General features: G+C 51.5%; 27 protein-coding genes and 1 pseudogene. 2 read left to right on the top strand and 26 right to left on the bottom strand.

The window, feature by feature from the left end; all coding sequences use genetic code 11:
• Positions 1 to 2 precede the first annotated feature (2 nt).
• The 21 genes from ACO0LK_RS24520 to ACO0LK_RS24420 form a co-directional block, all read right to left on the bottom strand.
• A complete protein-coding gene (locus ACO0LK_RS24520; protein ID WP_422979771.1) occupies positions 3 to 428 on the bottom strand; it encodes a hypothetical protein in 426 nt (141 codons plus the stop codon).
• Between the two features lie 270 nt (positions 429 to 698).
• Positions 699 to 1085 carry a hypothetical protein gene (locus ACO0LK_RS24515; protein ID WP_422979769.1) on the bottom strand — a complete coding sequence of 129 codons (387 nt, stop codon included), beginning with the start codon at positions 1083 to 1085 and terminating at the stop codon, positions 699 to 701.
• Positions 1086 to 1088: 3 nt separating this feature from the next.
• A complete protein-coding gene (locus ACO0LK_RS24510; RefSeq protein ID WP_422979767.1) occupies positions 1089 to 2948 on the bottom strand; it encodes a hypothetical protein in 1860 nt (619 codons plus the stop codon).
• A 31-nt stretch (positions 2949 to 2979) separates the two neighbouring features.
• Positions 2980 to 3132: a hypothetical protein gene (locus ACO0LK_RS24505; protein ID WP_422979765.1), complete on the bottom strand. Its 153-nt coding sequence runs from the start codon at positions 3130 to 3132 to the stop codon at positions 2980 to 2982.
• Positions 3133 to 3452: 320 nt separating this feature from the next.
• On the bottom strand, positions 3453 to 4748 hold the full coding sequence (locus ACO0LK_RS24500; protein WP_422979763.1) for a transglycosylase SLT domain-containing protein: 1296 nt from the start codon (positions 4746 to 4748) through the stop codon (positions 3453 to 3455).
• A gap of 381 nt (positions 4749 to 5129) precedes the next feature.
• Positions 5130 to 5597: a hypothetical protein gene (locus ACO0LK_RS24495; protein ID WP_186948412.1), complete on the bottom strand. Its 468-nt coding sequence runs from the start codon at positions 5595 to 5597 to the stop codon at positions 5130 to 5132.
• Entirely contained in the window at positions 5597 to 6610 is a 1014-nt protein-coding gene (locus ACO0LK_RS24490) for a hypothetical protein (RefSeq protein ID WP_422979761.1), read from the bottom strand. Before ACO0LK_RS24490 ends, ACO0LK_RS24495 begins: the two co-directional genes overlap by 1 nt.
• Before the next feature lies 1 nt (position 6611).
• A complete protein-coding gene (locus ACO0LK_RS24485; RefSeq protein WP_422979759.1) occupies positions 6612 to 7046 on the bottom strand; it encodes a hypothetical protein in 435 nt (144 codons plus the stop codon).
• On the bottom strand, positions 7043 to 9676 hold the full coding sequence (locus tag ACO0LK_RS24480; protein ID WP_422979757.1) for a hypothetical protein: 2634 nt from the start codon (positions 9674 to 9676) through the stop codon (positions 7043 to 7045). Before ACO0LK_RS24480 ends, ACO0LK_RS24485 begins: the two co-directional genes overlap by 4 nt.
• Before the next feature lie 107 nt (positions 9677 to 9783).
• The gene (locus tag ACO0LK_RS24475) at positions 9784 to 10038 is read right to left on the bottom strand and encodes a hypothetical protein (RefSeq protein WP_186948416.1); all 255 of its coding nucleotides are present in this window, start codon (positions 10036 to 10038) and stop codon (positions 9784 to 9786) included.
• 69 nt (positions 10039 to 10107) lie between these two features.
• Entirely contained in the window at positions 10108 to 10545 is a 438-nt protein-coding gene (locus ACO0LK_RS24470; RefSeq protein WP_422979755.1) for a hypothetical protein, read from the bottom strand.
• Positions 10530 to 10688, bottom strand: coding sequence for a hypothetical protein (locus ACO0LK_RS24465; protein WP_422979753.1), 159 nt, complete (start codon positions 10686 to 10688; stop codon positions 10530 to 10532). Before ACO0LK_RS24465 ends, ACO0LK_RS24470 begins: the two co-directional genes overlap by 16 nt.
• Positions 10689 to 10713: 25 nt before the next feature.
• On the bottom strand, positions 10714 to 11196 hold the full coding sequence (locus tag ACO0LK_RS24460) for a glycoside hydrolase family 108 protein (protein ID WP_422979751.1): 483 nt from the start codon (positions 11194 to 11196) through the stop codon (positions 10714 to 10716).
• A complete protein-coding gene (locus ACO0LK_RS24455; protein WP_422979749.1) occupies positions 11193 to 11387 on the bottom strand; it encodes a hypothetical protein in 195 nt (64 codons plus the stop codon). Before ACO0LK_RS24455 ends, ACO0LK_RS24460 begins: the two co-directional genes overlap by 4 nt.
• 140 nt (positions 11388 to 11527) lie before the next feature.
• Positions 11528 to 12031: a DUF4376 domain-containing protein gene (locus ACO0LK_RS24450; RefSeq protein WP_422979747.1), complete on the bottom strand. Its 504-nt coding sequence runs from the start codon at positions 12029 to 12031 to the stop codon at positions 11528 to 11530.
• A 140-nt stretch (positions 12032 to 12171) separates the two neighbouring features.
• A complete protein-coding gene (locus ACO0LK_RS24445; RefSeq protein WP_422979745.1) occupies positions 12172 to 12678 on the bottom strand; it encodes a hypothetical protein in 507 nt (168 codons plus the stop codon).
• Positions 12679 to 12681: 3 nt separating this feature from the next.
• Positions 12682 to 13656, bottom strand: a complete 975-nt coding sequence (locus ACO0LK_RS24440) for a terminase large subunit domain-containing protein (protein WP_422979743.1) — start codon at positions 13654 to 13656, stop codon at positions 12682 to 12684.
• Entirely contained in the window at positions 13637 to 14308 is a 672-nt protein-coding gene (locus tag ACO0LK_RS24435) for a hypothetical protein (protein ID WP_422979741.1), read from the bottom strand. The genes ACO0LK_RS24440 and ACO0LK_RS24435 overlap by 20 nt, the downstream gene beginning before the upstream one ends.
• A 44-nt stretch (positions 14309 to 14352) precedes the next feature.
• Complete coding sequence (locus tag ACO0LK_RS24430) at positions 14353 to 14640, bottom strand: hypothetical protein (RefSeq protein ID WP_422979739.1); 288 nt, start codon at positions 14638 to 14640, stop codon at positions 14353 to 14355.
• Between the two features lie 2 nt (positions 14641 to 14642).
• Positions 14643 to 14966 carry a hypothetical protein gene (locus ACO0LK_RS24425; protein WP_422979737.1) on the bottom strand — a complete coding sequence of 108 codons (324 nt, stop codon included), beginning with the start codon at positions 14964 to 14966 and terminating at the stop codon, positions 14643 to 14645.
• A gap of 265 nt (positions 14967 to 15231) precedes the next feature.
• Positions 15232 to 16377 (bottom strand): hypothetical protein, encoded by a 1146-nt coding sequence (locus ACO0LK_RS24420; protein ID WP_422979735.1) that lies wholly within the window; start codon positions 16375 to 16377, stop codon positions 15232 to 15234.
• Positions 16378 to 16970: 593 nt separating this feature from the next.
• Between ACO0LK_RS24420 and ACO0LK_RS24415 the strand changes: the two genes are divergently transcribed.
• On the top strand, positions 16971 to 17720 hold the full coding sequence (locus tag ACO0LK_RS24415; protein ID WP_422979733.1) for an acetoacetate decarboxylase: 750 nt from the start codon (positions 16971 to 16973) through the stop codon (positions 17718 to 17720).
• 175 nt (positions 17721 to 17895) lie between these two features.
• On the top strand, positions 17896 to 18678 hold the full coding sequence (locus ACO0LK_RS24410; RefSeq protein WP_186948440.1) for a 3-hydroxybutyrate dehydrogenase: 783 nt from the start codon (positions 17896 to 17898) through the stop codon (positions 18676 to 18678).
• 211 nt (positions 18679 to 18889) lie between these two features.
• On the opposite strand, the gene ACO0LK_RS24405 is transcribed toward ACO0LK_RS24410, so the two are convergent.
• The 5 genes and pseudogenes from ACO0LK_RS24405 to gstA form a co-directional block, all read right to left on the bottom strand.
• Positions 18890 to 20134 carry a tetratricopeptide repeat protein gene (locus ACO0LK_RS24405; RefSeq protein ID WP_422979731.1) on the bottom strand — a complete coding sequence of 415 codons (1245 nt, stop codon included), beginning with the start codon at positions 20132 to 20134 and terminating at the stop codon, positions 18890 to 18892.
• Between the two features lie 131 nt (positions 20135 to 20265).
• Positions 20266 to 20703 carry a winged helix-turn-helix transcriptional regulator gene (locus ACO0LK_RS24400; protein WP_422979729.1) on the bottom strand — a complete coding sequence of 146 codons (438 nt, stop codon included), beginning with the start codon at positions 20701 to 20703 and terminating at the stop codon, positions 20266 to 20268.
• A gap of 182 nt (positions 20704 to 20885) precedes the next feature.
• Positions 20886 to 21553, bottom strand: a pseudogene (locus ACO0LK_RS24395) (IS4 family transposase).
• Positions 21554 to 21574: 21 nt separating this feature from the next.
• Complete coding sequence (locus tag ACO0LK_RS24390; protein WP_422979844.1) at positions 21575 to 21988, bottom strand: DUF4372 domain-containing protein; 414 nt, start codon at positions 21986 to 21988, stop codon at positions 21575 to 21577.
• A 456-nt stretch (positions 21989 to 22444) separates the two neighbouring features.
• Complete coding sequence (gene gstA / locus ACO0LK_RS24385) at positions 22445 to 23050, bottom strand: glutathione transferase GstA (RefSeq protein ID WP_422979727.1); 606 nt, start codon at positions 23048 to 23050, stop codon at positions 22445 to 22447.
• Between the last annotated feature and the right edge of the window lie 55 nt (positions 23051 to 23105).

The following is a 23105-nucleotide window of genomic DNA, read 5'->3' as shown; positions in this document are numbered from 1 at the left end:
AATTAATCTTCCTCCGCGCGTTCCGCTTTGTAACGTGCGGATTCCTCTCCCGCAACGCGCAGCCACTCGGAAAAATTGGGCAGAAAATACCTATCAGCCCAATCAACTCGTTTTGGATTTGAATAATCGTGGAAATAGACCTTCGGATTCCCGCTTTTGTCATCGCCGTCAAAACACGCCAACACCACGTACCCGCCGTTATAAAAACCGCTCTTATCATTGATGATTGCGAAGGGGATCAATGGATTATCCGGATATTTCTGAAGCATAGCACCATAGTAATTTAGTGAACCAGGCATATTCAAGAACAAAAATCCCCATGGCTCAAGATCGGGAATATCATGACCTTGAGCCAACTCCAAATAATGCTTCGGAAAACTGAATCCGGCGGGGAGAATAGGTGAATCGTAAAAAAATAACTGACTCATTATGGTTTTCCTTTAATGCGAGGCGAATTAGGGGAACCGTGTGGATTTGCAGTGCGTCACTCGCGTCTTGGCAATCTATCGCCAGCCTTGATTGCTGAAATTTCAATCAGCAATCTCAGACAGCTTAGAACATGAGTATCCGCTATTGACAGTACGCCTCAGTGCTTCGGGTGTTTGGGCCGTTTATTTTTTATTTAATTCCTCATTCAACAAACGATTTACATCTTCTGCATTATCAAAGAAATATATCGGTTCAAATTCTACATCCTATCAATTGATGGTCGTACACTCAACTTTTCTAGCTAAAATACCAATGGATGACTCATGACCCCGTACAATGAAGTGTTGCATGTTCTTGACGACAGGAAGAAGGCTCTTTCCGAATTCTTGAACATAAGAATCCAGAAAACAGTCCACCCATGAGCTATTGCCAATCTGCATAAGTAAGTATTTACCTGAAGTACGTCGATCAGAATCATCGTTTACCCTAGCTTGCGTCACTCCGATAAATGTAAGCTGAATCCGTTTTTCGGAAACATCTTTCTGCATTTGTACATTTAAGTCAATAGTCCACCGCCCTTCTTCTTCACCATAAAATTTCAATTTTGTTCCATAAGCACTCGGAATCAATTCAAATGGATATGTGATTTCGTTCATTATTTATTCTCCAAGAATTTTCACGATATAGGCGGGAGGTGTTTGCCGCGTACTACCAAGAGGTCTTACTCCAATCTGCGGGGATGGTTTGAAATTCATTTCACGTAACCTTTGTATCACTGCAAAAATACTATCTGGATTTCCCAAATCTTTGCTGATCGTGCTCGTAATATCAACTATATTTGTAGGCGAATGACCCGCTTCACTTAAAGCAGTAAGTGAGCGATTGTTGACAGCTACCCTCTGTCCACCCCACCGAATGGTATTGATTTGAATATCGCTAACGGCAATCTCTCCAGATCGGATGGATTTAGCGACATCACTAACTAACGCCCCTTTAAAACGACCGGCATTACTGAATTCAGGTGAAACACCAATTTGCCCAAATTGAACTGACCCACTAGCCGGTGCTGTAGACTTTTGATTAAACATAGTTAAGTCTGCTGCTTGTTGCTCAAGGGTTGCCAATTGCACCGCATCACGCACAGCACTTATTTTACCAGCATTACTCCACGCATTAGCCCCCCCTGCTGCTGCCATGGTTGCATCGGTCCCATACTGCCCGAAGCGTTGCGCATCATTGCTTGGCGTCCAGGTATGCATTTGCCATGGTTGCGAATCGCGGAAGGTTTGATAGATGTCATTTGGTACCAGTCCGAATTGATTGCCAATTGCCAGATATCCTTCGGTAGCCAACTTGGTACCCGCGATGGGCAAATTAATTAGACCAGGACCTACATTCAAGATGCTTTTCAACGATCCCTTACCCGCTTCCAGTGGGGCCTTACCAGCGGCCCTGGATGCGCGCACGATGGCTTCGCCAACCGGATCACGCACAGGGGTATTGTCTACCGGTACCCACTCAGTACCTGAATAGTTACCCATCGCATCATAGATTGGGCGCGATGCCATTGCTGGGGTATCATTCCCTCCGTCAGGACGGTAAGTAATTGGTCCTGTTGCTTCTGAATTGCGACCACCCATCTTTTTGCGCGACCCGTCGACTTCTTCCTGGCTCACGGTGCGGGACTGGCGTGCTGCTTCTTCTGCCTTTGATGCATACAATGCTTGATATTGTGCATCCCTTGCCAGGTAATTATTCTTCTGCTGGTCTGTCATGTCTGCCTGTCTGAGTATATCCAGACTGGGGCTCTCGATAACGCGATTGACCGACAGGTCGTGCGCGCTGCTGAGGTTGTTGTAATTGGCGTATTGGATCAGTTCATCTTCACTTGGGGTGTAGCCGTAATTGCGTTTGAATAAGTCGGTCAGGGTATCGCCTGATTCGGTGACATCGCGGCCATCAAAGTTGCCAGCCTGGTCGGACGCTTTTTCTGAACGCATCAGATCATCTTTGGTCGTGGCAACATTACTGTCACCGTTGGCCGCATTGATAGCTGGCAAACTGTTCAGTACCTCGTCAACGCTAGCCCCATTGTAGATATTCATCTCATCAGGCTTGATTCCCTTTACTCTGTCGATTTCATTGCGTAGCTCTGGGCTGATGATGCGTGCTCTATTTGCCTGCGGAGTGTCAGATATTTCCTCTGGTGTTTGTTTATCTTCAGAGGCGTTATGCCTGTCACCCGCATCTTCAGAATCATCTTCGGATGAAGTGAGGGAGGTGCCAGGACTTGCATAGTCGCGGATCAGCAGATCTGCACCCGATGGGCGTGAAATAATACCGGTACCGCCCGCAATGTGCATGGCAAGCTGACGTAGAAAATCGTCGATAACATTTGTTTTCTGGGTCAGTGGACTGTAACAGTTGAAAAAGAAGTGAATGGCGCGTGCCCGGCGATCAGGGCAAGGCGCAAAGCACAGCGATAGTGGGACTATCGCGAGCATTTGCAACACAGCCATGGTCGGCGCGCACGTGGCAGACACTCTGTTTTCAATTGTTACAGTCCACTAGTGCCTCTTGCTGGTCTTGCGCATTGACATCTGTTTGTGGATAGGCGTGTTCTGGCATTTGTTCAGTACCGACGTTGTCATCGAAGGCATAAGGGTCAATGAAATAAGGGACGCTGTGGTTTGCGTGCATCATGTGTTTTCTCTAGCGTTTTCTCAACCGGTGACTACCGCAGCTTGCTTTGTCTGGCGCGGTTTAATGGGTAGTCGCTATTGTTGCAGCGAGTGATGTCAGCGAGTGATGCATGGATATACCCACCAGCGCGCCTATGAACAAACGAGGCAATGCAAGCCTGTGGTGGTAGGGAGATCGGTATGAAGTCTGGGTGACTACTCCCCTGCCCGATGATACGGGCATGGGGAGCGAGGGCTTCATATAATCATGAAAATACTTGTTTGGTAAGATGTTGAAGAAAGGGGTTCACAGCAGTCTAATTGAGCAAGGGAAAAGGGCTATTACTCTTTTTCTCTATAGCCCAGCACCTTCTTCGCATATTCAGAAACTTCTTTCAACTTGGCATCAATTGCCCACTGTTCCGCTTTTTCTGCTGAAGCACCAGGCTTGCCAGGGAGATAGGGATTATATTTACTACCCCCACCTTTCAGGTAATAGCTGTATATGCCGGTATCCTCTATAGCTGGCGCAAGATATTTGGGATTCAGTGCAGTTGCTGCCGGGTCACTTTGATTGTCTTCTTTCGCATTGGCAATGGCTTTGTTGATCGTGCCCGGGCCGGCGTTATAGGCAGCAAAAGATAATTTTTCAAAATTCGGATCACTGCTTGAAATATTGATTGCTTTTCGGATGTCCTGGAAAGCATAGGCACCAACCAGGATATTCACCTCTGGGTCTGATCTGTATTTGGCAAAGTCGCTGTATTGACTCAGCTCCTTGTGTTTTTTTACAGTCCCTTTCCATGTATCTCCTATCACCTGCATGACTCCACTCGCTGCGCCTGGGCTTGACCCTGCGCGGGATGTGGCAGGATCGTTCGTTCCTCCTGACTCTACCTTGGCCATGGCTCTAAGACTCGCTCCGTCAACGTCAGTTTTTTCTACGGCAGAGTCAAAATAAGATCTATATCCGTCAATTATTTTAAAGCCGTCTCCATTGGAATTAGGTAATTTACTTAGTTCAATTGACGGTAGCGGCTTCGCGTTATCATTCTTGGGCAACGACAATTGATCAATTTTCTGGACAGTTTTACTGATGTCGTCATGCAGCTTTCTCGTATTTCTTCTGTCCAGTTCTTCGGCATCAGGTTCACCCCGGCTGTCATAACGCCTGTCGTTAAAATCCGTATCTCTTGGCGTCTCTGGCTTCAAAAGATCAAAGAAGTGTCGGGCTGTTGCAGCAGCAATTTCTTCTTTGAATGCCTGGGCTTCTTCCGGCGTACGTTGTTGAGCTGCTTCGTAGCGGGAATCTGTAAATTCTCTGGAGTCTGGTGGCGCATTCAGGCGATCAGCGATTTTTTTGGCTTTGTCATACAGGCCACTGATATTCACATTGCCGGCGTCAAGCTGGCGATTGAAGGCGGCAAACCCTGGCGTATTAACATCGTTCTGCAATTCGTCATCTGGTATGCCTGCGGACTGCATATGATTGATTTCATCCTGGTTTCTGGTCGCCAACAGATAAGCCGCGTATCTGTCTTTCAGCGAGGCAGAGGATGCTCCTTTTACCTGTTCAATTTCTTTCTGCATGGCCGGGCTGATGGCGCGCGGCTCACTCGGCTGTTGCGATTCAGGCACAGGATCAGTGTTTTGCGCATCGTCGGGACTGTCATAGCCAGTATCGGAAGATGATGGATAGCTGCTGTCACTGTCATTGACCAGTGACAGCAAATTAGTGCCCGGAGCCCGGGAAATAATGCCTTCACCAACTGGAATGTTCAGGGCAAGCGTGCGCATCAATTCGTCGATGGCATTTGTTTTGTTTTGCGTCAGTGGATCTTGCTGACCCTGCCCTTCTGTGTCGTATTGTGGATCTGCATCCTGCGACTGGTCGGGCATTTGATCTGTATCCCCATTTTCATCGTCGGCATTAGGGTCATTCGCATAGGGGTCGTTCGAATATGGGCTTCTGTAGTTTGTGTACATGGTGTGTTTCCTCTTGCGTTTGCTAAATGGGAACTAGCGTGCCCTGTTCTGTCTGGCCCGCTGCTGTTTGGCATAAGCAACCAGTTGTGTCATGTGGTCTTTGCTGACGCCAAACATTGGCAGCACGGCGTCTGCCACGGCCTGGGTGGTGGCAGCGATCAGGTCGGGTGTGATCGCCAGGCGTTTGACTTTGACCAGCAGATCGAGGTATTCAAACGCAAAGATCATGGAGGCCGGGACGACGACTTCCAGCGGCATCTGTTTGTTGCTTTGGGCATAGAGGTTGCTGATCATGCGGGCGGCCCCTGCACCGGCATCTCTGGCTGGGTTGCCGGCCTGTGCCATACGTTGCAGACGCATTTCTTTATTCTGTGGTGCATACATGATCGTCAAGCCGGCATTGACGACTTTGGACAGTGCGCTTTGAAATTGTGGTGGTACTTTGGACTGAATACCTTGCTCGGCCTGTGCGAGCATGGAATTGGAAGCTTGGCCGAGCATTATGTTCTCCGTACTGAGTTGATGATGCCGAAACGTGGCACGTCACTGCCGTAGCTGGTCTGAGCCTGTTTCTGACGTTGCAATTCAAGCGCCGCCTGCTGGTTGCGCTGATTGAGGATGTTGAACGGAAGTGCCAGACCTGTCTTGGTAAATTCCAGTTTTTGGGCATCGGTGAGGCTGTCCCATTTGCTGCCGAGTTTGTCGAGAAACGACGAAGAAGCTGATGAGGACGATGTTGATGACCCCATGAATTTTCCCAAATCATTTGCAGGAACAATGCCTTCTTTATCCAGCCCAGCACCAACATCTTCCGCAGCCACAGCAAACTTGTTACCGGTTGTCGTGTCGATTGAGTTGTCAGGATTGAACACAATTCCAGTATCGTATCGAGTATCAAATCCCGTTGTGGGAATGCTGTTTTCAACGGCATTTGTTGCGTACCCCTGCATTGGCACCGTCTGTGATACCGGCTGCATAAAATTATTCGGCGGATTTACCGCACCAGTAATATCCGTGCTCATGCCCATGCTGTTTTGCTGACTTCCGATCCAGTCACTGCCCGCCACATCCGAACTCAGACCAAAGCCACCACCACTTCCCGTGCCGGCCGATGTCCATGCCGGCGTTCCACCTGCCATCGTGCTTGCATCGCTTACGGTACCTGCAAGGCCGGGGACACTATCAGCAACAAGACCATCGGTCGCTACATTACTTACCGCATCACCCGCAGCGTCTGCCACTGCATCCCCCGCTGTCTGACTGGCCACATCTGTCGCTATCTGCCCGGCAGCCACATCTGCCCCGGCTGCCCCCAGAGCACCTATCCCGGCATTGACCAGGCTGCCAATGCCACCAACCATGCTGATCTCGCCGCCTATCTTCATCAGGTTTTTATTGCCGGTGACAGCCCCCACGACAGTGGTGGCCATGCCAACGGCGGATATCGCTGTCAAGACGGTGGCGACGGTTGTTACTTCAAATGCCGCTACGACGGCTGTTACAACCCATGCCATATTATTTTCCTTCCAGTGTTAATGTTTCACAGTGGGCCAGATATTCCTGTTCGTCCCCAGCGGTGAAGTGTTGTTCTATCTTGTCGATGTTGGTTTCATCGGTACCGTGTATGCTGGTCCAGATGCAGTCTGTCAGCGTGGTGGCAATGCGTTTGGTGCCTGCCGGTGACACGACGGTGAACGGCGCCTTGACATGTACCAGACCGGCCTCGGTCGTGACCAGCATTTCGCCTTGCGACAGGATGTTGAGGTTGTCGTATTTGTGGATGCGGCCAGTGAGGGTGATGCCGGCAGGGATATGCAATTCACGTGCATAGACGCCGCGGGCGAAATGGTTAATCACTTTCAATTCCACCTGCGGCAGTTTCTTCATGACAGCTTCAAGGTCATTGACCTTCTGCCGGGTGATTGGCTTGTGGTCTAAGATATCGTTCATGGTTGAAAGTTCACCAAGTGACTGACATCAACACCTGCTTGAGAGATTGCCTGTTGCTGGATTGGCGTCGGTGTTACTGGACCAAATGGCCCAGTAGGACCCGTTACGTTGCTTCCTCCTGATGTGCCGCCAGATGTTCCACCAGTTGATGTAGTAAGCCCATCAATACCGGTGTAATTTCCCGTTCCAGACAAAGCGTTTTTCTGATCTTGCGTAAGCGTCACATTTAAGCCTGCTGCACGTGCTGTGTCTGTCAGATTTGCCACCGCAGCAAGTTTTGCGGCTGCATCCATATTCGGCTGCATTTGAATATTCGCGATACCATTAAGGTAATTATTCCAGGCTGTTGCTGTGCTTTGGCTTGTAGCAATCGCGGCAGAATTGGCATCATGTGCAGCGTTCAAGGTTTGCTGGCTGGCGTTGTTCATGCCTGCAATGGTCTTCTGACTGGCTGCACTGACCTCGGCAATATATTTTTGTGTTGCGGCAGACAGATTGGCCGTTGCCAACGATGTATTGGCGCTGCTGTCGCTACTGTATTTCTGGGCCGCCGAATTGCTGTCGGTGTTGTATTTGGATGTGGCTGCATTGCTGTCAGTGTTGTATTTGGACGTGGCGGCATTGATACCAGCGACACCCAGGGTCGTATCAGAATTGAGCCTGGCAATGGACTGGTTGGAATTGATGCCCAGAATATTGTTCAGCAGTGTATTGCTCTGACCGGCATTGAACTGATTCGCCACATTGGCTGCATTGAAGTTCTGCAATGCATTCTGGTTCAACTGATCAGTGTTGTAGCCTGCCGCCTTGGCATAGGTTGCTGCATCAGCCGATGCGATCGGGGTGGCATTGCGCATGACGGCATCCAGGATCGCACTGTCACGTATCGTACTATTGCCGGTAAAACCTCTGGCGGCCGCATCTTGTGCGCCGGCATTGGCCCAGACCTGATAATAGGGATTGTTCGGGTCTATCATCTTGCTCATTTGCCCTTGCGTGGTCTGGTCAGTAGTGATGTTCCAGTTTGCAGGGTTGGCGAGTGACGCAGGATTGTATTGATACGCGCCGCTTGCACCCTGATACACATTGGATGTGCCATTGCCGCCCAGGCCTACCGATGGTGGGGGCGTCGCACTGCCGGTAGCCCGGTTAATGATGCCACTGCCACTTGAACTGGCAGCACCAGTGGTACCAGCAGCACCAGCAGAAGTTCCGGCTGTCCCGTTTGCGCTACTGCCACGCAGTGTGCCATCGGGATTGAATGTCTGACCAGGTACATACTTGGCAGCCAGCGATGGTGCCGAGTTGTAGCGCAATTCATAATAGGGGTTGTAGTTGGGATTGGCTACCCAGGCGCCGTTCTGGTTGATGTAGGCCTGGTCGGGTTGATTATTCTGGCTGAAATCCCAATCTGCCCTTTGCTGCGGTGTCATGGCTGCCATCTGGGCAGCTTCATAGACGCGCGAACTTTCCAGGTTATAGCGGGCCGGGTCGCTGATCTTCAATGCTGCATGTGTTTGTTCATAATTTTTCAATGCATCTTTGGCCGTCACGGTAGAGCCGAAGCTGCCATATTGCGCGCCGCCGTAATCAAAGGCGGTGTTGTAACCGCTCGCATAGATGGGCGAATCAATCTGTTGACCGTTGACCTGATAGCTTGACATGCCAGGCGTGATAGCCTGTCCGCTGCCGCCACCACCTTGCCAGAAGCCATTGTCAGCTTCCAGTTGGGCAGCTAATTCGGATAAGCCTGCTGCCTTCAGTGCCTTGATGCGGGCGTTTCTGGCCTCGATGGTGTCATTGCGTGCTGCACCGGTCGGTACCCAGGAATTATTCGGCCCGCTATACGAGCCGGTAGGACCGGCCAGACCTGCGGCCTTGTAGACGGCAAGAGGGTCGACACCGGCCGTAAAGGCATCCATGGTGGGCATGATGCTGTTGCCGGAAAACGTGCCCAGTGTATTGGATTTGGCGATACCATTTGCATCAGTCAGCGGTGTCAGCCCCATGGCTTCGTTGTAGTGCGCTGTGCCATAGATGTCATTGGGATCATTCAGCTTGGCGTAAGTGGATGGCAGTGCCGTGGCGCTGAGGCCGACTGCCGCGCCGCTGGCAATGTTTTGTTTGGCTGATCCGGTAAAGGCCTGATGCGCGGCATCATAGCCTTTGGACAGAATCTGGTCATCCCAGTAAGCCATGCCAGCGGCGTCGCCGGTGTGACCCAGTTCCTTGTACCAACCGGCGGAATTTTGCGAAGCTGGCAAATGTATGGCTTCATTATTCTGCTTCGCCCCTGCCAGGAAGCTTTTATACACATCATCCGGATTGGCTGCATTGGCCAATTGCCCCTGCCAGTAGTTGATACCGGCAGCGTCACCAACACGGCCCAGGGTGCTGGTATACCAGTCAGCGACATTGACATTGCTCTTGTTGGCTGCGCTGCTGCCTGCCGTTTGCGTCACATCTGGTGGCGGTGGCGCTGTACCTGTGGTATTGCTGGTAGCTGCCGTTGTGCCTGGTGTGTTGATGATGCCGTTGCTGTCGCTGGTCAGGCCGTTCTGGCCAATTTGGGAGATGGTGGGCGTATCTGCTTCATAGTAAGAGATGCCATCTTTGATTTTCCAACCCATGTTTTTCCTCTGTCGAGTGATGAAGTAATTGATTAACTCAATGCCGGGGCAGGTAGTGCGGGCGCATTTCGATTTTTTTAAATGCACTCCGCAGACTATCGGCTTACTTATTGATGCTCAGGCACTTTCTTGACATTGGCGACCAGGGCATTGAACAGGGGTGTGACCAATGGCCAGACCTGTTCGATATGCTCTTCCAGGTTGAGGCTGGCGGCGATGAAGTGGCGAACTTGCAGGGCTTTTTCACTGCCGGGTGCATCAGGGATCAGATTTTGTATGGTGACGATCAATTGCCTGATCTGGTCTTTGTTTTGCGCCAGGAAGTTAATGATCTGCAAGATACTTGCGGCGATTTGTAGCATGATGATTCCTTTAATATTTAATGAGTACAGGTAGCGGAAAGACTGATGCCATTGATATGCCGGATATAATCAGCCGCGATAAGTGGTATCGAGTCCGGCAAGGGGATTGTCTGAGTCAACGAATTGTTCGCCGACGCGCGCAGCGGTGTGAGGGTCAGGCTGCACTGGTTCTGATGCCACAACCGCTGGTGCTTCTGGCACGCTGCTGATGACTGAATGATCTTCAATTGGAGCTGGTTCTGCCCTTGCCGGCAATATGCCGGCTCGTTTTGAAGTAATAAGGGGGAGCACGACGCCAACCAGGGCAATAATCCCAGTAGCAATGCCATTGATCTGTTCAGGCGTAACCGCCAGATGCAGGCCAAAAGCATCCCCAAAGCTGAGCAGTGCGCCAAAGAAGGCGGCCAGGACGCCAATGGAAATGCCTCCGGTTTTCCAGGCTTCGACATTGGATACCTCGCTTCCCTTGCGAAACAGATTGATTACAGCACCTATTTTTTCAAACATGATTCTTCCTCCTGTGCCATCTGAGCTTCTACGGCCGTGATAGCGTTGAATGATGCGATGGCAATCGTTTCCTGCCAGCCATCGCAATTTTTTGCCATGGCATGTACTTTCCCATCAAGTAGGACCAGGGCATCGCCATCCATATTTCGGCTAAATGATATGAGCGGGCTAGGCATGCTGTGATTCCCACAGCATGTTGTTGGCAAGGCGGTTCGACCAGCCGGCACCGAAACTGGTCCAGCCGGATAATTTGGTATAAAACCGGATACGATGCGCGACCATGCGTTTTGCCAGTTTTTCTGGATCTGCCTTGCCCATGGTCTCCAGCGTTACCGGACCGACAATGCCGTCGTCGGCAACGTCAAGAGCGCGTTGCAGGATTCTGGCTGCCGTGCCGGCACCGCAATTGACGGCACAATCAAAGAATTCAAATGCGACAATCAGTGGAAAGCGATCGAGCTGATTGGCATCCCAAAAGTCGCGCCGGTACAGGGCTTTGGCCTGATCGATAGTCAAGGCGGCGATGTCCAGATTGGGATAGCTGCGCTGGCTGATGCCATATTTGGTCAGACGACCATGGTCCAGCGGATGATTGGAGACGCCGCCTTCATTCGCCAGCAGGGGGGCGATGCATAATTCAAAGTGATTCATTTTTTTCTTTCTCGGTTGAGCTTGTGCAGCCTGGCAATCCAGTCCTGCACGGTTCTTGTTTCAAGAATGCGTATGCATGACCAGATCAGCGAAGCCAGCGCCGCCAAGGAGGGCAGCCAGCCTGCCAGCGTGGCCAGCATCGTGCCTATGGACAGGGCATCAAGCCAGTGGGTAAATTGTGGATGTTGCATGCAGGTTTATCTTTCGTCAGGCAATAAAAAACCCGCTTGCGCGGGTTGTTGTTTGGGTGGTGCGGTATTGAAGTGTTTGGAGTTGCAGCCCGTTATGTTATGGCTACCATGTCTTGCCAGGTCTGGAGATGACACCACACCTATGCGGGCCTGGGCCAATTGATGGCTTCTATTTCAGTGACACTTTCTGCCAGTTCCAGTCCTGCTTTCAGGGTTTGTGCCTGTTTGAAATTATTGCTGACATGTTCTGCCATGGCAGCGTACATGGTCTGGAAACTTGCAATATCGGGCATGCTGATCTGCGTGTTGTTCTGGGTTTTCCACATCCGCGAAAACGCCACGGGGAAATCACCTGTCATGGCAATCACGCCTGCCAGTACATCCATCGCCGCACGGCTATCATCGTCACAGGCAATTTTTTGGCCGCCATAAGCAAAAGTCCCCTTATTGGCATTTTTCCAGTCGCGATTGATCCGTTCATTCTTGCTGGCCTTCAGACCGGGGATGTCCGGAGGCTGTTTGTAAAAACAATGCCCGTCATAACAGTCACCGATCACGATACCGTCATCGACAGGAACATGGCCGTCCATGCGACCCAATATGATGTTGATGACTTTTCCGTTTTGAATTTCTGCTGATTTCATAAAATTACCACCAGTAAATAATGACCAGGCCATCGCCGCCTTTGCCGGAAAGTATATTGGGTTGACTCACCGCACCACCACCACCAGCCGGGAAACCGCCATTGGAATTGGCTTGATTATTTCCATTAAAATTGGGCCCCTCAATAATTAAACTCCGCATCCAGAGGCACAAAAGCCTCATCCTCGAATTCATCTTCCTCGCGCGGGGCGAGTAAAAATTTGCGTATGGCTGGTTCTTCCTTGCGGGCCAGGCAATCCAGGGCATCGTCGTGGGCACCGACCGGGAAGGCGGCATATTCATTGCGAAAATCATCCATGATGTCGCGCAGCTGGCCGTTGGCCATCTGGCGTTTCATGCTGGCGGGTAGCCATAGGCGGCCTTGCTGAAAAGATGGTATCAGGCGTCGTATGCGGTCTTCCTTTTTTGTCGCACCACCCAGTTCCAGGATACGAAAACGGTATTGCTGTCTTTCCTGCTCGATGCGGATATGTTCGATATCCGATTGCAGGCCGTATTGTTCATAGCCGACCGCAGCGGGGCGATGGCGGCGTACCAGCGTGAACAATGCTTCGGTGCGTTCCGTCAGATTGAGGCGGTCACGCACACCATCCAGCACATAATCATTGCCATCGGCACCACGCCCCACTACCTACATCGACGTAAAATCACCACGTGTACGGCTTTTGCCGCTGGCCGGGTCCACAAGTATCACCTTGTTGCTGGTGGCGGGCTGGCGCTGGTAATACAGCAGCCATTCATTCTTGAATTCTCCACCACCGACCGGACGCGGTTCCTGCTGGTACAGGGCCGACCAGGTGCGGGGTTCACGCTTGGCGTTTTCCAGCATCTGCGGTGTGAACCATTCTGGCCACAGGGGTTCGCCAACGGCGCGGCCCAGCGCATCGTCTTCCCGCGCTTCCATCGGCAAGGACAGCACTTTCACCCGCTGCCCTGCCTGTTTCAAATCAGCGATCATGCGGCCAGCCAGATCATCTTCATGCCAGCGCGTCATGATCAGTACCGTGGCGGCACCCGGCTTCAAGCGTGTGCTCATGTCATCACGCCACCATGCCCACTGCTTTTCCCGTATGGTCGGACTATCTGCATCTTCGCGGCTCTTGACCGGATCATCAATGATCGCCAGGTCAGCGCGGCGACCATTCACTGATCCGCCCACGCCTGCCGCAAAATACTCACCGCCCTGCGCCGTGTCCCAGCGCCCGGCAGCGGTACTATGTGCCGATAAACCACTCTTGGGAAAAGCCCGTGCATGGGCGTTGCTGCCAAACAGATTGCGCACACGCCGGCCAAAACGTTCGGCCAGTTCTACCGTATGCGACGCAGCAATCACACAGCGTTCCGGGTGCCGCCCGAGATACCAGGCGGGAAATACCACACTGCCATACGTCGATTTGGCAGAACCGGGCGGCATGGTCACGATCAGCATATCGAGTTCGCCGCGTTCCACCGCTTCCAGTTCTGCGATCAACAAGGCATGATGACGTGCTGGTGTCACATCCAGCGTCATGGTGGCATATACCGCCAGGTCATCTACAGCCCGCGCTGCCTGTTCCTGCTCCAGCAGCGCGATCAATTCCAGTTCTTCATCCTTGCTCAAGGCCATATAATTTTTCCTGCAAAGCTGCCAGGCGGGCACGGCGTTGCGCGTCCGTCATTGCCGGTATTTCATCTTCTGCCGGTGCCAGCTCGCGCAAATTGAATGCCTGACGTTCCAGCCCTATCCAGGTTTTGGTGGCAGTCGCCAGGCTGACTGCCAGGGCCGCATGGGTCGATAAAGACACCGCCTTAAGCAAACGGCTCTGGCGGGTGCCGGTTTTGTCGTCGGCGCAATCGGCTTCGATGTCCTGCTCAAATTCATCGCGCCGCCCAGCCACATCCAGCAACTGTTGCGTCAGCAATTCCACCAGCGCATGGCCCTGCCGTATGCGGGCACGGTGTTCACGCACCACCTGCACCACCGTGGCAGCCGCTGTTTCAACGATCTGCCTTTCGCTGGGCGCAGTTGGTATGTGCTCTTCACCGTATCCAAGCTCGCCCCGCACCAGTTCTGCCCTGGCCTGCTCCTGCACTTTTTGTGTCAGGTCACGTTCCCACAACTGGGCCGTAGCTTTCTTGCGGATGGCGCCATCAGAAATACCGTTCAGTCTGGCGATTTCGCGTATGGACAACACACCGGCCCGGTAATCACGCTCGACGGATTCCCAATCGATACTGCGTTTTTTGGTGGCCTTATTTTCTTCATCGGGCATAGTCATCTTCGTACTCTCCCCCTTTGTCATGCTTACAGTCATGCTTAAAATCAGGACGGCACAATCAGTGAACGCTGGCGTGCCTTCGCCACATGATCAGGATGCACCTGATACCTGGCAAACGGCTCATCACCATGCATATCCACCGGGCTGACAATCAAGGCCAGCAAGCGGTTGCTGCCAGGTTCACGCAAGACACTGATGGTGACGCCATCAAAATCCACTGGTGAACCATAGGCCAGCGCCACAGCCCCCATCAGGTCACCCGACATGTCAATAACATCTGCGCCCGATGGCAGGGTGGTCTTTTCATTCATTGTTTCAACATCTTCTGTCATCATCAAAATCCCGCCTTGTCGCCACGGCGTGATTTGAATGCTGCATCCGCCGCATCCTGCGCGCCTTCACCACCAGGCTCACCACCAATGGTGGCAGCACCCACTTGCGCGGCCCTGCGCAACAACTCACGCGCCACCGCCAGTGCCTGGTCTATATTGTCTGCCGGCTGCATGCCGGATGTGTCATCAGCATCATTATCAGCAGATGCTGCATCTGTTCCCATACCCATAGCTGGTGAAGATGTTGTAGCAGCCGAATCCTGCGTGCCAACGCTGATATTGCCGTCTTCATCTATTGCTATACAAACCGAAACCGGAGTTGCCATGATTGTCCTAAAAAGAGAAACCCCCGTTGCGCTAACAACGGGGGTTTGAATATGTGTCTGCGTCAAATTAAAGATAGACACAAAAAAAGCCCGCCGAAAAAAATTCGGCAGGCTCAAGTTATAATCTAAATCAGGCGCAGCTATTACGTGTATCAGAATTCAGTGTAAGTCGGAATATTTTGACGGGCAAGCATTTTATAAACAATTATTTAAAAAATTTTTGTCCGCATTATTTTTCAAAATTTCGACCTGCGAACAACTCACTTCAAGGCACTGGCGTCAACAAAAATGCATGACGTACACCGTTGATTTTACCCGTGCCAGCAATCTGCCCTGCATCGTTGAGGTAAATGACACTACCATCCACTTCTGTCAGTTCTGGCAGCAAGGTATTGATATCGATGATAGTGCCATTGCTAAACAGGATGGGCCTGCGCGTGCTGTCACCTGGCACCGTGTAATAACCAATTGCCTGTCCACTGGCGTTGACGGAATAGGCCGAACTGGCACCACCTGTTGCGCGTGGCGAACCCAGGTTAGTCATTTGACCTGCCGTGTAGAGAAAAGCGCGTATATCGCCATTGATCGTTTGCGCTTGCCCTACGACCTGACCCAGTTGATTGATGCCATTGGCTGCACTGGTTTTCCCGCCCAAGGTACCCAGGTCATGAAACTGGTTGCCATCATACAAAAACGCATGTGATGCGGTACCGTTATAGGCTGTGCCAACTATCTGGCCAGCATCATTAATAGCAGACGGCATGCAACTACCCGTGGTAGCCAGCGAACCGATATTCACCAGACCATTGCCATACGATACAAAACAGCGGTTCAGGTTATTTGTCATGCTGGTGGTGGAATAGCCGGTGATGACGCCAGACGCATTGACAGCCACCGCTCTACCAAAACGGCCACCCAGCGTACCCAGATTCACCATGCCACTGGTACTGGCAACAAAAGCACGTTCATCATAATTCGCCAGTATGGTATAGCCCACAACTTGCGCACTGTTGTTGATGCCATTTACCTGGTTAATGCCGCCATCAATACTACCCAGATCGGCAGATGTCTGGCCGACAAACAAACCAACGTGCATACTGCCATCCGCACCCAACAGCGCACCCGCTGATTGCCCCTGCGCATTCACCACCAAAGGTGCGCCCATGCCACTGCCCACCTTGACAATCTGCCCACCGTTGCTCAAGAACGGATAAGGCTGACCATCCGCTTCCGCTGAATAACCAACCACGCGCCCATCCGGCGTCAGACCACGGGCATTGCTGGTGCCACCAGCAAAAGCGCCCAGATCCGTCAAACGCCAACCGGCCGCACTGGCTTGCGGCGCTACCATCAAACTGGCAGCCATTAAGAGGACACTGCTCAGGGCAGTCCAAAATTGATTGTGTTTCATTTTTAATCCTTAAAGAAATGTGAAAACCGCGTGAAAAAACCGCATTACCAACGATGGCTAGGCGGTAGAGAAACAAGAAGGACAATGCAGAAAGTGCGGAAGAAAAGCAGAAAGAAAAAACAGAAGCAGAAAATAAAAAACCCGCCGGCAACCGGCGGGTTTTTTTCGCATCCATAACAAAATAAGACGCAAGGGTGACGTGTATCAGAAACCAGTGTAAGCCGGAATATTTTGGTGGTCAAGCGCCTGTACACACCTGATTTGACCCTGTTACCCAAGGCTATTCACATATCTTGTAACAAAGCTGAAATACATATAAGTCAAGCTTCAGTTACTATGTCTTTTTCTATATGCACATTGAGCGAAGGCACAGCCAGACGATCATGATGTCAAACCTTACCTCACAAGGCAAACCAGACGGAAAAATGGCATGCAGGCTGACTCGCAGGTTGGAACGCAGTTTGGCAGTTGCATGCCCAGCCAACATGCCGTGCGGCAAGCCCGAGCCAATATCAGCCAACACCGGCAAACCCCAGCAACAATGATTGCCACCCATCAGTTATTCACAAACCTCCAGCAGAACAGGACGAGTTATGACAGAAGATGATATCCGCAACAATGCCTTTGCCATGCCCTATACGAGTTCCGCTTTTCCACCCGGGCCCTATCGTTTCACTGATCGCGAATACCTGATCATCACCTACCGCACCGACCCCGATTTATTAAGAAAAGTCATTCCCGCACCGCTGCAAATGACAGAACCGGTCGTCAAGTTTGAATTCATCAACATGCCTGACTCGACCGGCTTTGGCCATTATTGCGAATCAGGCCAGGTGATACCTGTCACCCTGGATGGGATTGCCGGTGGTTATGTACACAGCATGTACCTGAATGATCACCCACCGATTGCAGCCGGGCGCGAGTTGTGGGGTTTTCCTAAAAAACTGGGCGAACCCGAATTGCGGGTACACAAAGACACGCTGGTGGGCAGCCTGGATTACAGCGACATCCGCGTAGCAACCGGCACCATGGGCTTTAAACATACCACGCTTGATACAGATAAGGTCAAAGCCAGCATGGCCACACCCAGTTTCCTGCTTAAAATTATCCCGCATGTAGATGGCACACCGCGCATCTGCGAGCTGGTGCAATACAACCTGACCGACATCACCATCAAGGGTGCCTGGGGCGGCCCCGGCGCACTCGATCTTTTCCCCCATGCACTGGCCCCGGTGTCAGCCTTGCCGGTGCGTGAAGTACTTTCTGCAGTTCATATTCTGGCCGACCTGACATTGCCTTATGGCAGCGTTGTGTACGACTATCTGGTGAACCGTAAGAGCTAAAACAGGAGTGCCTTACACTTGCGCGACGATCATGACTGCGTTGCAAATGCTCGCGATAGTTCACTATCGCTGTGCTTTGCGCCTTGCCCTGATCGCCGGGCAAGCGTCTTTCACTTCTGTTTCAGCTCTTACAGTCCACCGTTAAAAAATAACCTCCCTCAATAAAGGAAACATCATGTTACTCAAAGACAAAGTTGCCCTGATCACCGGTGCCGCCAGCGGCATTGGCAAAGAAATCGCTATTGAATACGCCAAGCAAGGCGCCAAAATCGTGATCGCCGACATGGCGCTGGAAGCAGCCACCGCCACCGCAAAAGAAATTGAACAATCAGGCGGCACTGCCATGGCCGTAGCCATGAATGTCACCGACGAAGCCCAGGTCGACAAAGGTGTCGCCGACGCTGTTGCCGCCTATGGCAGCGTGGATATACTCATCAGCAATGCCGGCATACAGATCATCAGCCCCATCGTCGATTTAAGCCTGGATAACTGGAAAAAACTCACCGCCATCCACCTTGACGGTGCCTTCCTCACCACCCGCGCCTGCATGCGTGCGATGATAGCGGGCGGCAAGGGCGGTGCCATTATCTACATGGGTTCGGTGCATTCACACGAAGCATCGCCGTTGAAAGCCCCTTACGTCACCGCTAAACACGGCTTGATCGGCCTGGCCAAAGTGGTCGCCAAAGAAGGTGCCAAAGACAACATCCGCGCCAACGTCATATGCCCCGGCTTTGTCCGTACCCCGCTGGTGGACAAGCAAATCCCGGAACAGGCAAAAGAACTGGGCATATCAGAAGCCGAAGTCATCAAAAACGTCATGCTGAAAGAAACCGTCGATGGCGAATTCACCACCGTGCAAGACGTGGCACAGACAGCGCTGTTCCTGGCATCATTCGGTTCCAACGCGCTGACAGGGCAATCCATTACCGTCAGCCACGGCTGGCATATGAGTTAAAGCCTGTTCGCCGTCTTCGCCATGCGCCTTGTTGACAAGCAGCAATTCACGGCCATGGCGAATGATTTGGCGAATAATTATTCGCATTTAATATAATTAAAATTCATTTAAAAACAATGGCTTATTTTGCTTTTCATGAGTCGCTTGGCGAATGATTTGGCGCATCAGTCGCCACGCGGCCTGAACCTATGTCCAGCCCAACCGTCCCATCTCAGCACCCCTTAAATTCACGCTTGCGGCAACCCTCCGCCATGGCGTTTGCCTGTATCACCTGGGCCGATGTCATCCTTTTCAGCACAATGGGCAGGTTCTTGGCAGCATCGTCATTACCGGCATCCTTTGCCAGTTTGAACCACATGTAGGCGCGCATATCGTCCTGTTCCACGCCCTCACCTTTATCGTATTTGGAACCCAGGTTGTTCTGCCCATACGCATCGTTCTGCTCGGCCGCCATGCGGTACAGCCTGACCGCTTCTACAGCATCCTGCGGCAGCCCTTTGCCGGTCGAATACATATAACCCAGATTCGTCTGCCCACCCGAATAGCCCTGGGCCACAGCCAGCCTGTACCACTTGATGGCTTCGGCGTAATTCTGCGGTACACCAAAACCGTGTTCATGCACCCACCCCACGGCAACCTGGCCACTGGCAGCACCTTGTGCAGCTGATTTTGCATACCAGCTCATGGCTATTGCATAATCTTTCTTTACGCTGCGGCCATCTTCATACATGGCACCCAGATTGGTCTGGGCATTGGCGTTGCCCTGATCCGCCGCCAGTTGGTACCATTTTACTGCGGCGGCATCGTCACGGTTCACGCCACGGCCTCTGTCCAGCATCAGTCCAACAGAAAACTGGGCGTCATCATCACCTTTTTCAGCGACCTGCAAGTACAGGTTAAAAGCCTCTTTCAAATCCTGCGGGGTGCCTTTGCCGCGTTCATACAGAGTCGCCAGGTTGTACATTGCAAGTGGCTGCCCCTTGGCGGCAGCCAGACGATACCATTTGACACCTTCGGCATAGTCTTTCGACACCCCTGTACCATTCACAAACATGACACCAAGATTGGTCTCGGCACCTGCATGCCCCTGCGATGCGGCAAGGCGATACCATTTGACAGCCTGCTGATAATCCTGCGGCACACCACGCCCTTTTTCAAACATGGTGCCAATATTAAACTGCGCGGCGACATATCCTTGCAACGCCGCCTTTTGATACCATTTGAGTGCTTCGACATCATCCTTTTTCAGCCCATCCCCCACAGAATAGCGGTACCCCAGATCAGTTTGCGCCCAGGCATGCCCTTTGGCTGCCTCTGCCCTCAGTTCGGCCAGGGTCCAGGTATCCTGTTTTTGTGCGGCGGCATCATTACCGGCAGCGCAAACGCTGGCAGGCTGGATCACCCATGCCAGCAAGGAAAGTAAGAGTATGGAGCCTGTTTTGATTATCGTATTCATTACGTCTCCGACACACCGCCATAGCTTCCCGAATCGATATAAGTATGGGTGGTAACGCTAATTTGTCGCTGCCATGGTTTTTTGTAGTTAACTAAAACTACCGGACATGCATACGCGTGCGAGCGCCATATCTATTTTGCAGCATAAAACTCTGCCCGGCGTGGTGCCTCTATCCGTTCCCGCTCTTCATAGGCGTCTCTTGCTTCCAACATCATGGGGCGGTATTCTTCGGCCCAGTCATAAAGAGCGCGAAGAGGTGCCACAAGCTTTAATCCAAGATCCGTCAGCGCGTATTCAACGCGCGGAGGTATAGTGGAATACATTGTTCGGGTAACCAATCCATTTTGCTCCATACCCTTGAGCGTCAGCGTCAACATGCGTTGCGAAATTCCTTCAATTTGCCGGTTGATCTCGTTATAACGCATCACACCATTGTAGGATAGTGCAGCAACGACCAGCACCGTCCACTTATCGCCGATCAGCGCCAGTGTGTCGGCAACAGCCCGACGCTTATCATAGGTGCAATCAGTGGCGCCAGTGCTGCATACAGCCGTTTTCGCTTTACCCATCATCGTATCTGCCAGTGGTATCAAGAATTAGTCAAGGTTCTCGCAAAACAGTCGCAAAGAAACAAGGTGAACAAAAACAAAATAGTACCGAATTAAAACACCTTTGCATCAACGCGACGGTTAAATCATATCATCTACCACTAGTGTCCCCACGTTTCTCATAGGAGAGACATCTGTTTTGGTTAATTTTCGTCATTGAGATTTCCCGATGACGGCGTAAGCAGTTGATTTATTGGTGTTATTTCAAACATGGTGAGACTCAGGATTTGTAGAATTTCGTAAAGGCTGTGAGGCAGATGCAGACGTTTTTTGGCGATGAGTACGCAAGTACAGACCGCTATCCATATTTTTGTCTTCACGGCATTCTCGCTGGTGCCCAGAAAGGTTTTGATACGCAAATGTTGCTTGATCCACTTGAAGAACAATTCGACCTGCCAACGCTGCTTGTAAAGCGCTGCAATCATCTCGGGTTTGAGAGCGAAATTGTTGGTCAAAAAATGATGCGTTCCCCAGCGTCGTCTTTGACGACGACACGACGCAAAGTTGCCGGGTAGTCCTTGCTTGCATAGAAAAGCGGGAGTACGCCCGTTTGATCGCAGATAACGTTGCTCGTCACCCGGTCGACTGGCTGCGAATACCGTCGCTTGAACTTGGTATTGCTTTTTGCTCTGGTGACAAAGAAGGCGCCCGTCGCATGCAGCCTGTGCAATCGGGCGAAGTCCAGATAACCGCGATCCATCAGGTAAAACGCCCCTGGCTCGATGACAAGATCGTCGAGAATATTGACCTCGTGGGTCTTGCCGTCGGTGATGTGAATGAAACTGGGAATAGAGCCGCGCAGGTCCAGCAACGTATGCAATTTGATGGCCGCCTAGGCAGACCGGAAAGCTGCCCACGGATACACCGACAAACACAGATCGATAGTAGTGGCATCGAACGCATAGACCGTTGCATAGAGGTCCACGCCAGACGGCTCGCTGGCGTACAACGGGCGCGCCATCGCAATCAGATGTTGCGCCAGATCGGCGTAGATTTGCCAGGGGCGCGTGGCATTTGCATTCGCCAGCGGATTGCGGGAAATCGTCGCGCAACGAAATTCCATGTGGCACAGCCGATGGGCTTGGGCACGCAACTTGACTTCGATATCACGTAACGATTCCCGATAGGTCAACTGCGCAAACGCCATGGCGAAGAATTGATCCAGACAGGAAAAAACCTTGACCTTGTACTCGCCCCCGTGGGCTGCTACGCATCGTCGAAAGGTGGGCAGCGGCAAATACGTCATGACCTGCGAGAAAACGAGTTTGCCCTGATGCATAGTAGCCTTTGGCGGGTATCCGCAAAAAGCTCCAATTCTGCGCCTCGAAGTTCAAATCGAGACCAGACAAAAACATCATTTTATGCAAACAAATCATTGACTTACAAACCCCTGATGTGAAACCGTTAGGACACTAGTGATCATCTACAAACAAATTTTATGTAGCGCATCGGTAGATACCAGACAAGTATCGTGTCGTAATTAACAACAAGATTAAAAGGCGGATAGGCGACCTCCATATAGCCCGTCAAAAAAACTTCGTACAGACAGAGGCTGTTTGGGGGCGTCGTGTTCAGGCACTGACTTCTGAAAAACAGATGGGCGGAAATGCTTCAGCATCCCGCCCCGTAGAGGTTTGAATATCTATCCTCCTTGGTAAAGTCTGCCAAGGACTACATGCTCGAGCCGCGGATCAACAAGCTATCACGCCAAGCCCTCAGCCTTGATTGCAGCCTGAACACCAGGACGTCCTTGCATGCGATGCATGAAAGCCGCTATCGCCTCCAGACCGCCAAGATTCAACTGGAAGAACCGGGACAAGTTAAGCATGACGAACAAGTAAGCATCTGCAACGCTGAACTGCTCGCCAATCAGCCAGCCTGTTGGCGTTAACTGTTTATCGATAATGGTGTAATAGTTACGCAATTTACTGCGATAGAAGTTCTTTATTTCATCATTTGCATGCGGATTAAAGAATAGCCCGCTCCCTTTATGAATTTCCGTTGCAATGAAATTCAGTGCTTCCTGAAGCTGGACGCGCTCCATACTTCCATTGATGGGTGCCAGCTTTTTTTCCGGAACCTGATCCGCAATATACTGCAGGATGACAGCGACTTCGCCAATAACATCACCATTTTCAAGTGCCAGCAAGGGTACTGGTCCCTTAGGGTTGATCCCATAATAATCCGTACCGTCTTCCAGCGTATGGGTGGCAAGATCAACTTTTATCAGGTCAAAATCTAAACCTGCTTCACGCAATGCAATGTGCGGGGCGAGTGAACAGGCAGCGGGAGAATAATAAAGCTTCATAACTTTTCTTTCTTTGTGTGGATGATTTGGATACAGTCTTGAAATGACATGCCGT

It is taken from the genome of Undibacterium sp. Ji49W (assembly GCF_049340205.1).
Classification (GTDB): domain Bacteria; phylum Pseudomonadota; class Gammaproteobacteria; order Burkholderiales; family Burkholderiaceae_D; genus Undibacterium.
The sequence above is the reverse complement of the archived record's forward strand: the minus strand, read 5'-3'. Positions and strand labels throughout refer to the sequence as shown.

Bases quoted from the DNA above. Each gene is read 5' to 3' on its own strand.
- ACO0LK_RS24435 (WP_422979741.1), bottom strand. From the start codon at position 14,308: ATGACTATGCCCGATGAAGAAAATAAGGCCACCAAAAAACGCAGTATC.
- ACO0LK_RS24475 (WP_186948416.1), bottom strand. From the start codon at position 10,038: ATGCTACAAATCGCCGCAAGTATCTTGCAGATCATTAACTTCCTGGCG.
- ACO0LK_RS24455 (WP_422979749.1), bottom strand. From the start codon at position 11,387: ATGCAACATCCACAATTTACCCACTGGCTTGATGCCCTGTCCATAGGC.
- ACO0LK_RS24515 (WP_422979769.1), bottom strand. From the start codon at position 1,085: ATGAACGAAATCACATATCCATTTGAATTGATTCCGAGTGCTTATGGA.
- ACO0LK_RS24460 (WP_422979751.1), bottom strand. From the start codon at position 11,196: ATGAATCACTTTGAATTATGCATCGCCCCCCTGCTGGCGAATGAAGGC.
- ACO0LK_RS24490 (WP_422979761.1), bottom strand. From the start codon at position 6,610: ATGGCATGGGTTGTAACAGCCGTCGTAGCGGCATTTGAAGTAACAACC.
- ACO0LK_RS24450 (WP_422979747.1), bottom strand. From the start codon at position 12,031: ATGAAATCAGCAGAAATTCAAAACGGAAAAGTCATCAACATCATATTG.
- ACO0LK_RS24420 (WP_422979735.1), bottom strand. From the start codon at position 16,377: ATGAAACACAATCAATTTTGGACTGCCCTGAGCAGTGTCCTCTTAATG.
- ACO0LK_RS24495 (WP_186948412.1), bottom strand. From the start codon at position 5,597: ATGCTCGGCCAAGCTTCCAATTCCATGCTCGCACAGGCCGAGCAAGGT.
- ACO0LK_RS24415 (WP_422979733.1), top strand. From the start codon at position 16,971: ATGACAGAAGATGATATCCGCAACAATGCCTTTGCCATGCCCTATACG.
- ACO0LK_RS24430 (WP_422979739.1), bottom strand. From the start codon at position 14,640: ATGACAGAAGATGTTGAAACAATGAATGAAAAGACCACCCTGCCATCG.
- ACO0LK_RS24505 (WP_422979765.1), bottom strand. From the start codon at position 3,132: ATGATGCACGCAAACCACAGCGTCCCTTATTTCATTGACCCTTATGCC.
- ACO0LK_RS24410 (WP_186948440.1), top strand. From the start codon at position 17,896: ATGTTACTCAAAGACAAAGTTGCCCTGATCACCGGTGCCGCCAGCGGC.
- ACO0LK_RS24470 (WP_422979755.1), bottom strand. From the start codon at position 10,545: ATGTTTGAAAAAATAGGTGCTGTAATCAATCTGTTTCGCAAGGGAAGC.
- ACO0LK_RS24390 (WP_422979844.1), bottom strand. From the start codon at position 21,988: ATGACGTATTTGCCGCTGCCCACCTTTCGACGATGCGTAGCAGCCCAC.
- ACO0LK_RS24425 (WP_422979737.1), bottom strand. From the start codon at position 14,966: ATGGCAACTCCGGTTTCGGTTTGTATAGCAATAGATGAAGACGGCAAT.
- ACO0LK_RS24485 (WP_422979759.1), bottom strand. From the start codon at position 7,046: ATGAACGATATCTTAGACCACAAGCCAATCACCCGGCAGAAGGTCAAT.
- ACO0LK_RS24510 (WP_422979767.1), bottom strand. From the start codon at position 2,948: ATGGCTGTGTTGCAAATGCTCGCGATAGTCCCACTATCGCTGTGCTTT.
- ACO0LK_RS24480 (WP_422979757.1), bottom strand. From the start codon at position 9,676: ATGGGTTGGAAAATCAAAGATGGCATCTCTTACTATGAAGCAGATACG.
- ACO0LK_RS24520 (WP_422979771.1), bottom strand. From the start codon at position 428: ATGAGTCAGTTATTTTTTTACGATTCACCTATTCTCCCCGCCGGATTC.
- ACO0LK_RS24440 (WP_422979743.1), bottom strand. From the start codon at position 13,656: ATGGCCTTGAGCAAGGATGAAGAACTGGAATTGATCGCGCTGCTGGAG.
- ACO0LK_RS24405 (WP_422979731.1), bottom strand. From the start codon at position 20,134: ATGAATACGATAATCAAAACAGGCTCCATACTCTTACTTTCCTTGCTG.
- gstA (WP_422979727.1), bottom strand. From the start codon at position 23,050: ATGAAGCTTTATTATTCTCCCGCTGCCTGTTCACTCGCCCCGCACATT.
- ACO0LK_RS24400 (WP_422979729.1), bottom strand. From the start codon at position 20,703: ATGGGTAAAGCGAAAACGGCTGTATGCAGCACTGGCGCCACTGATTGC.
- ACO0LK_RS24465 (WP_422979753.1), bottom strand. From the start codon at position 10,688: ATGGATGGCGATGCCCTGGTCCTACTTGATGGGAAAGTACATGCCATG.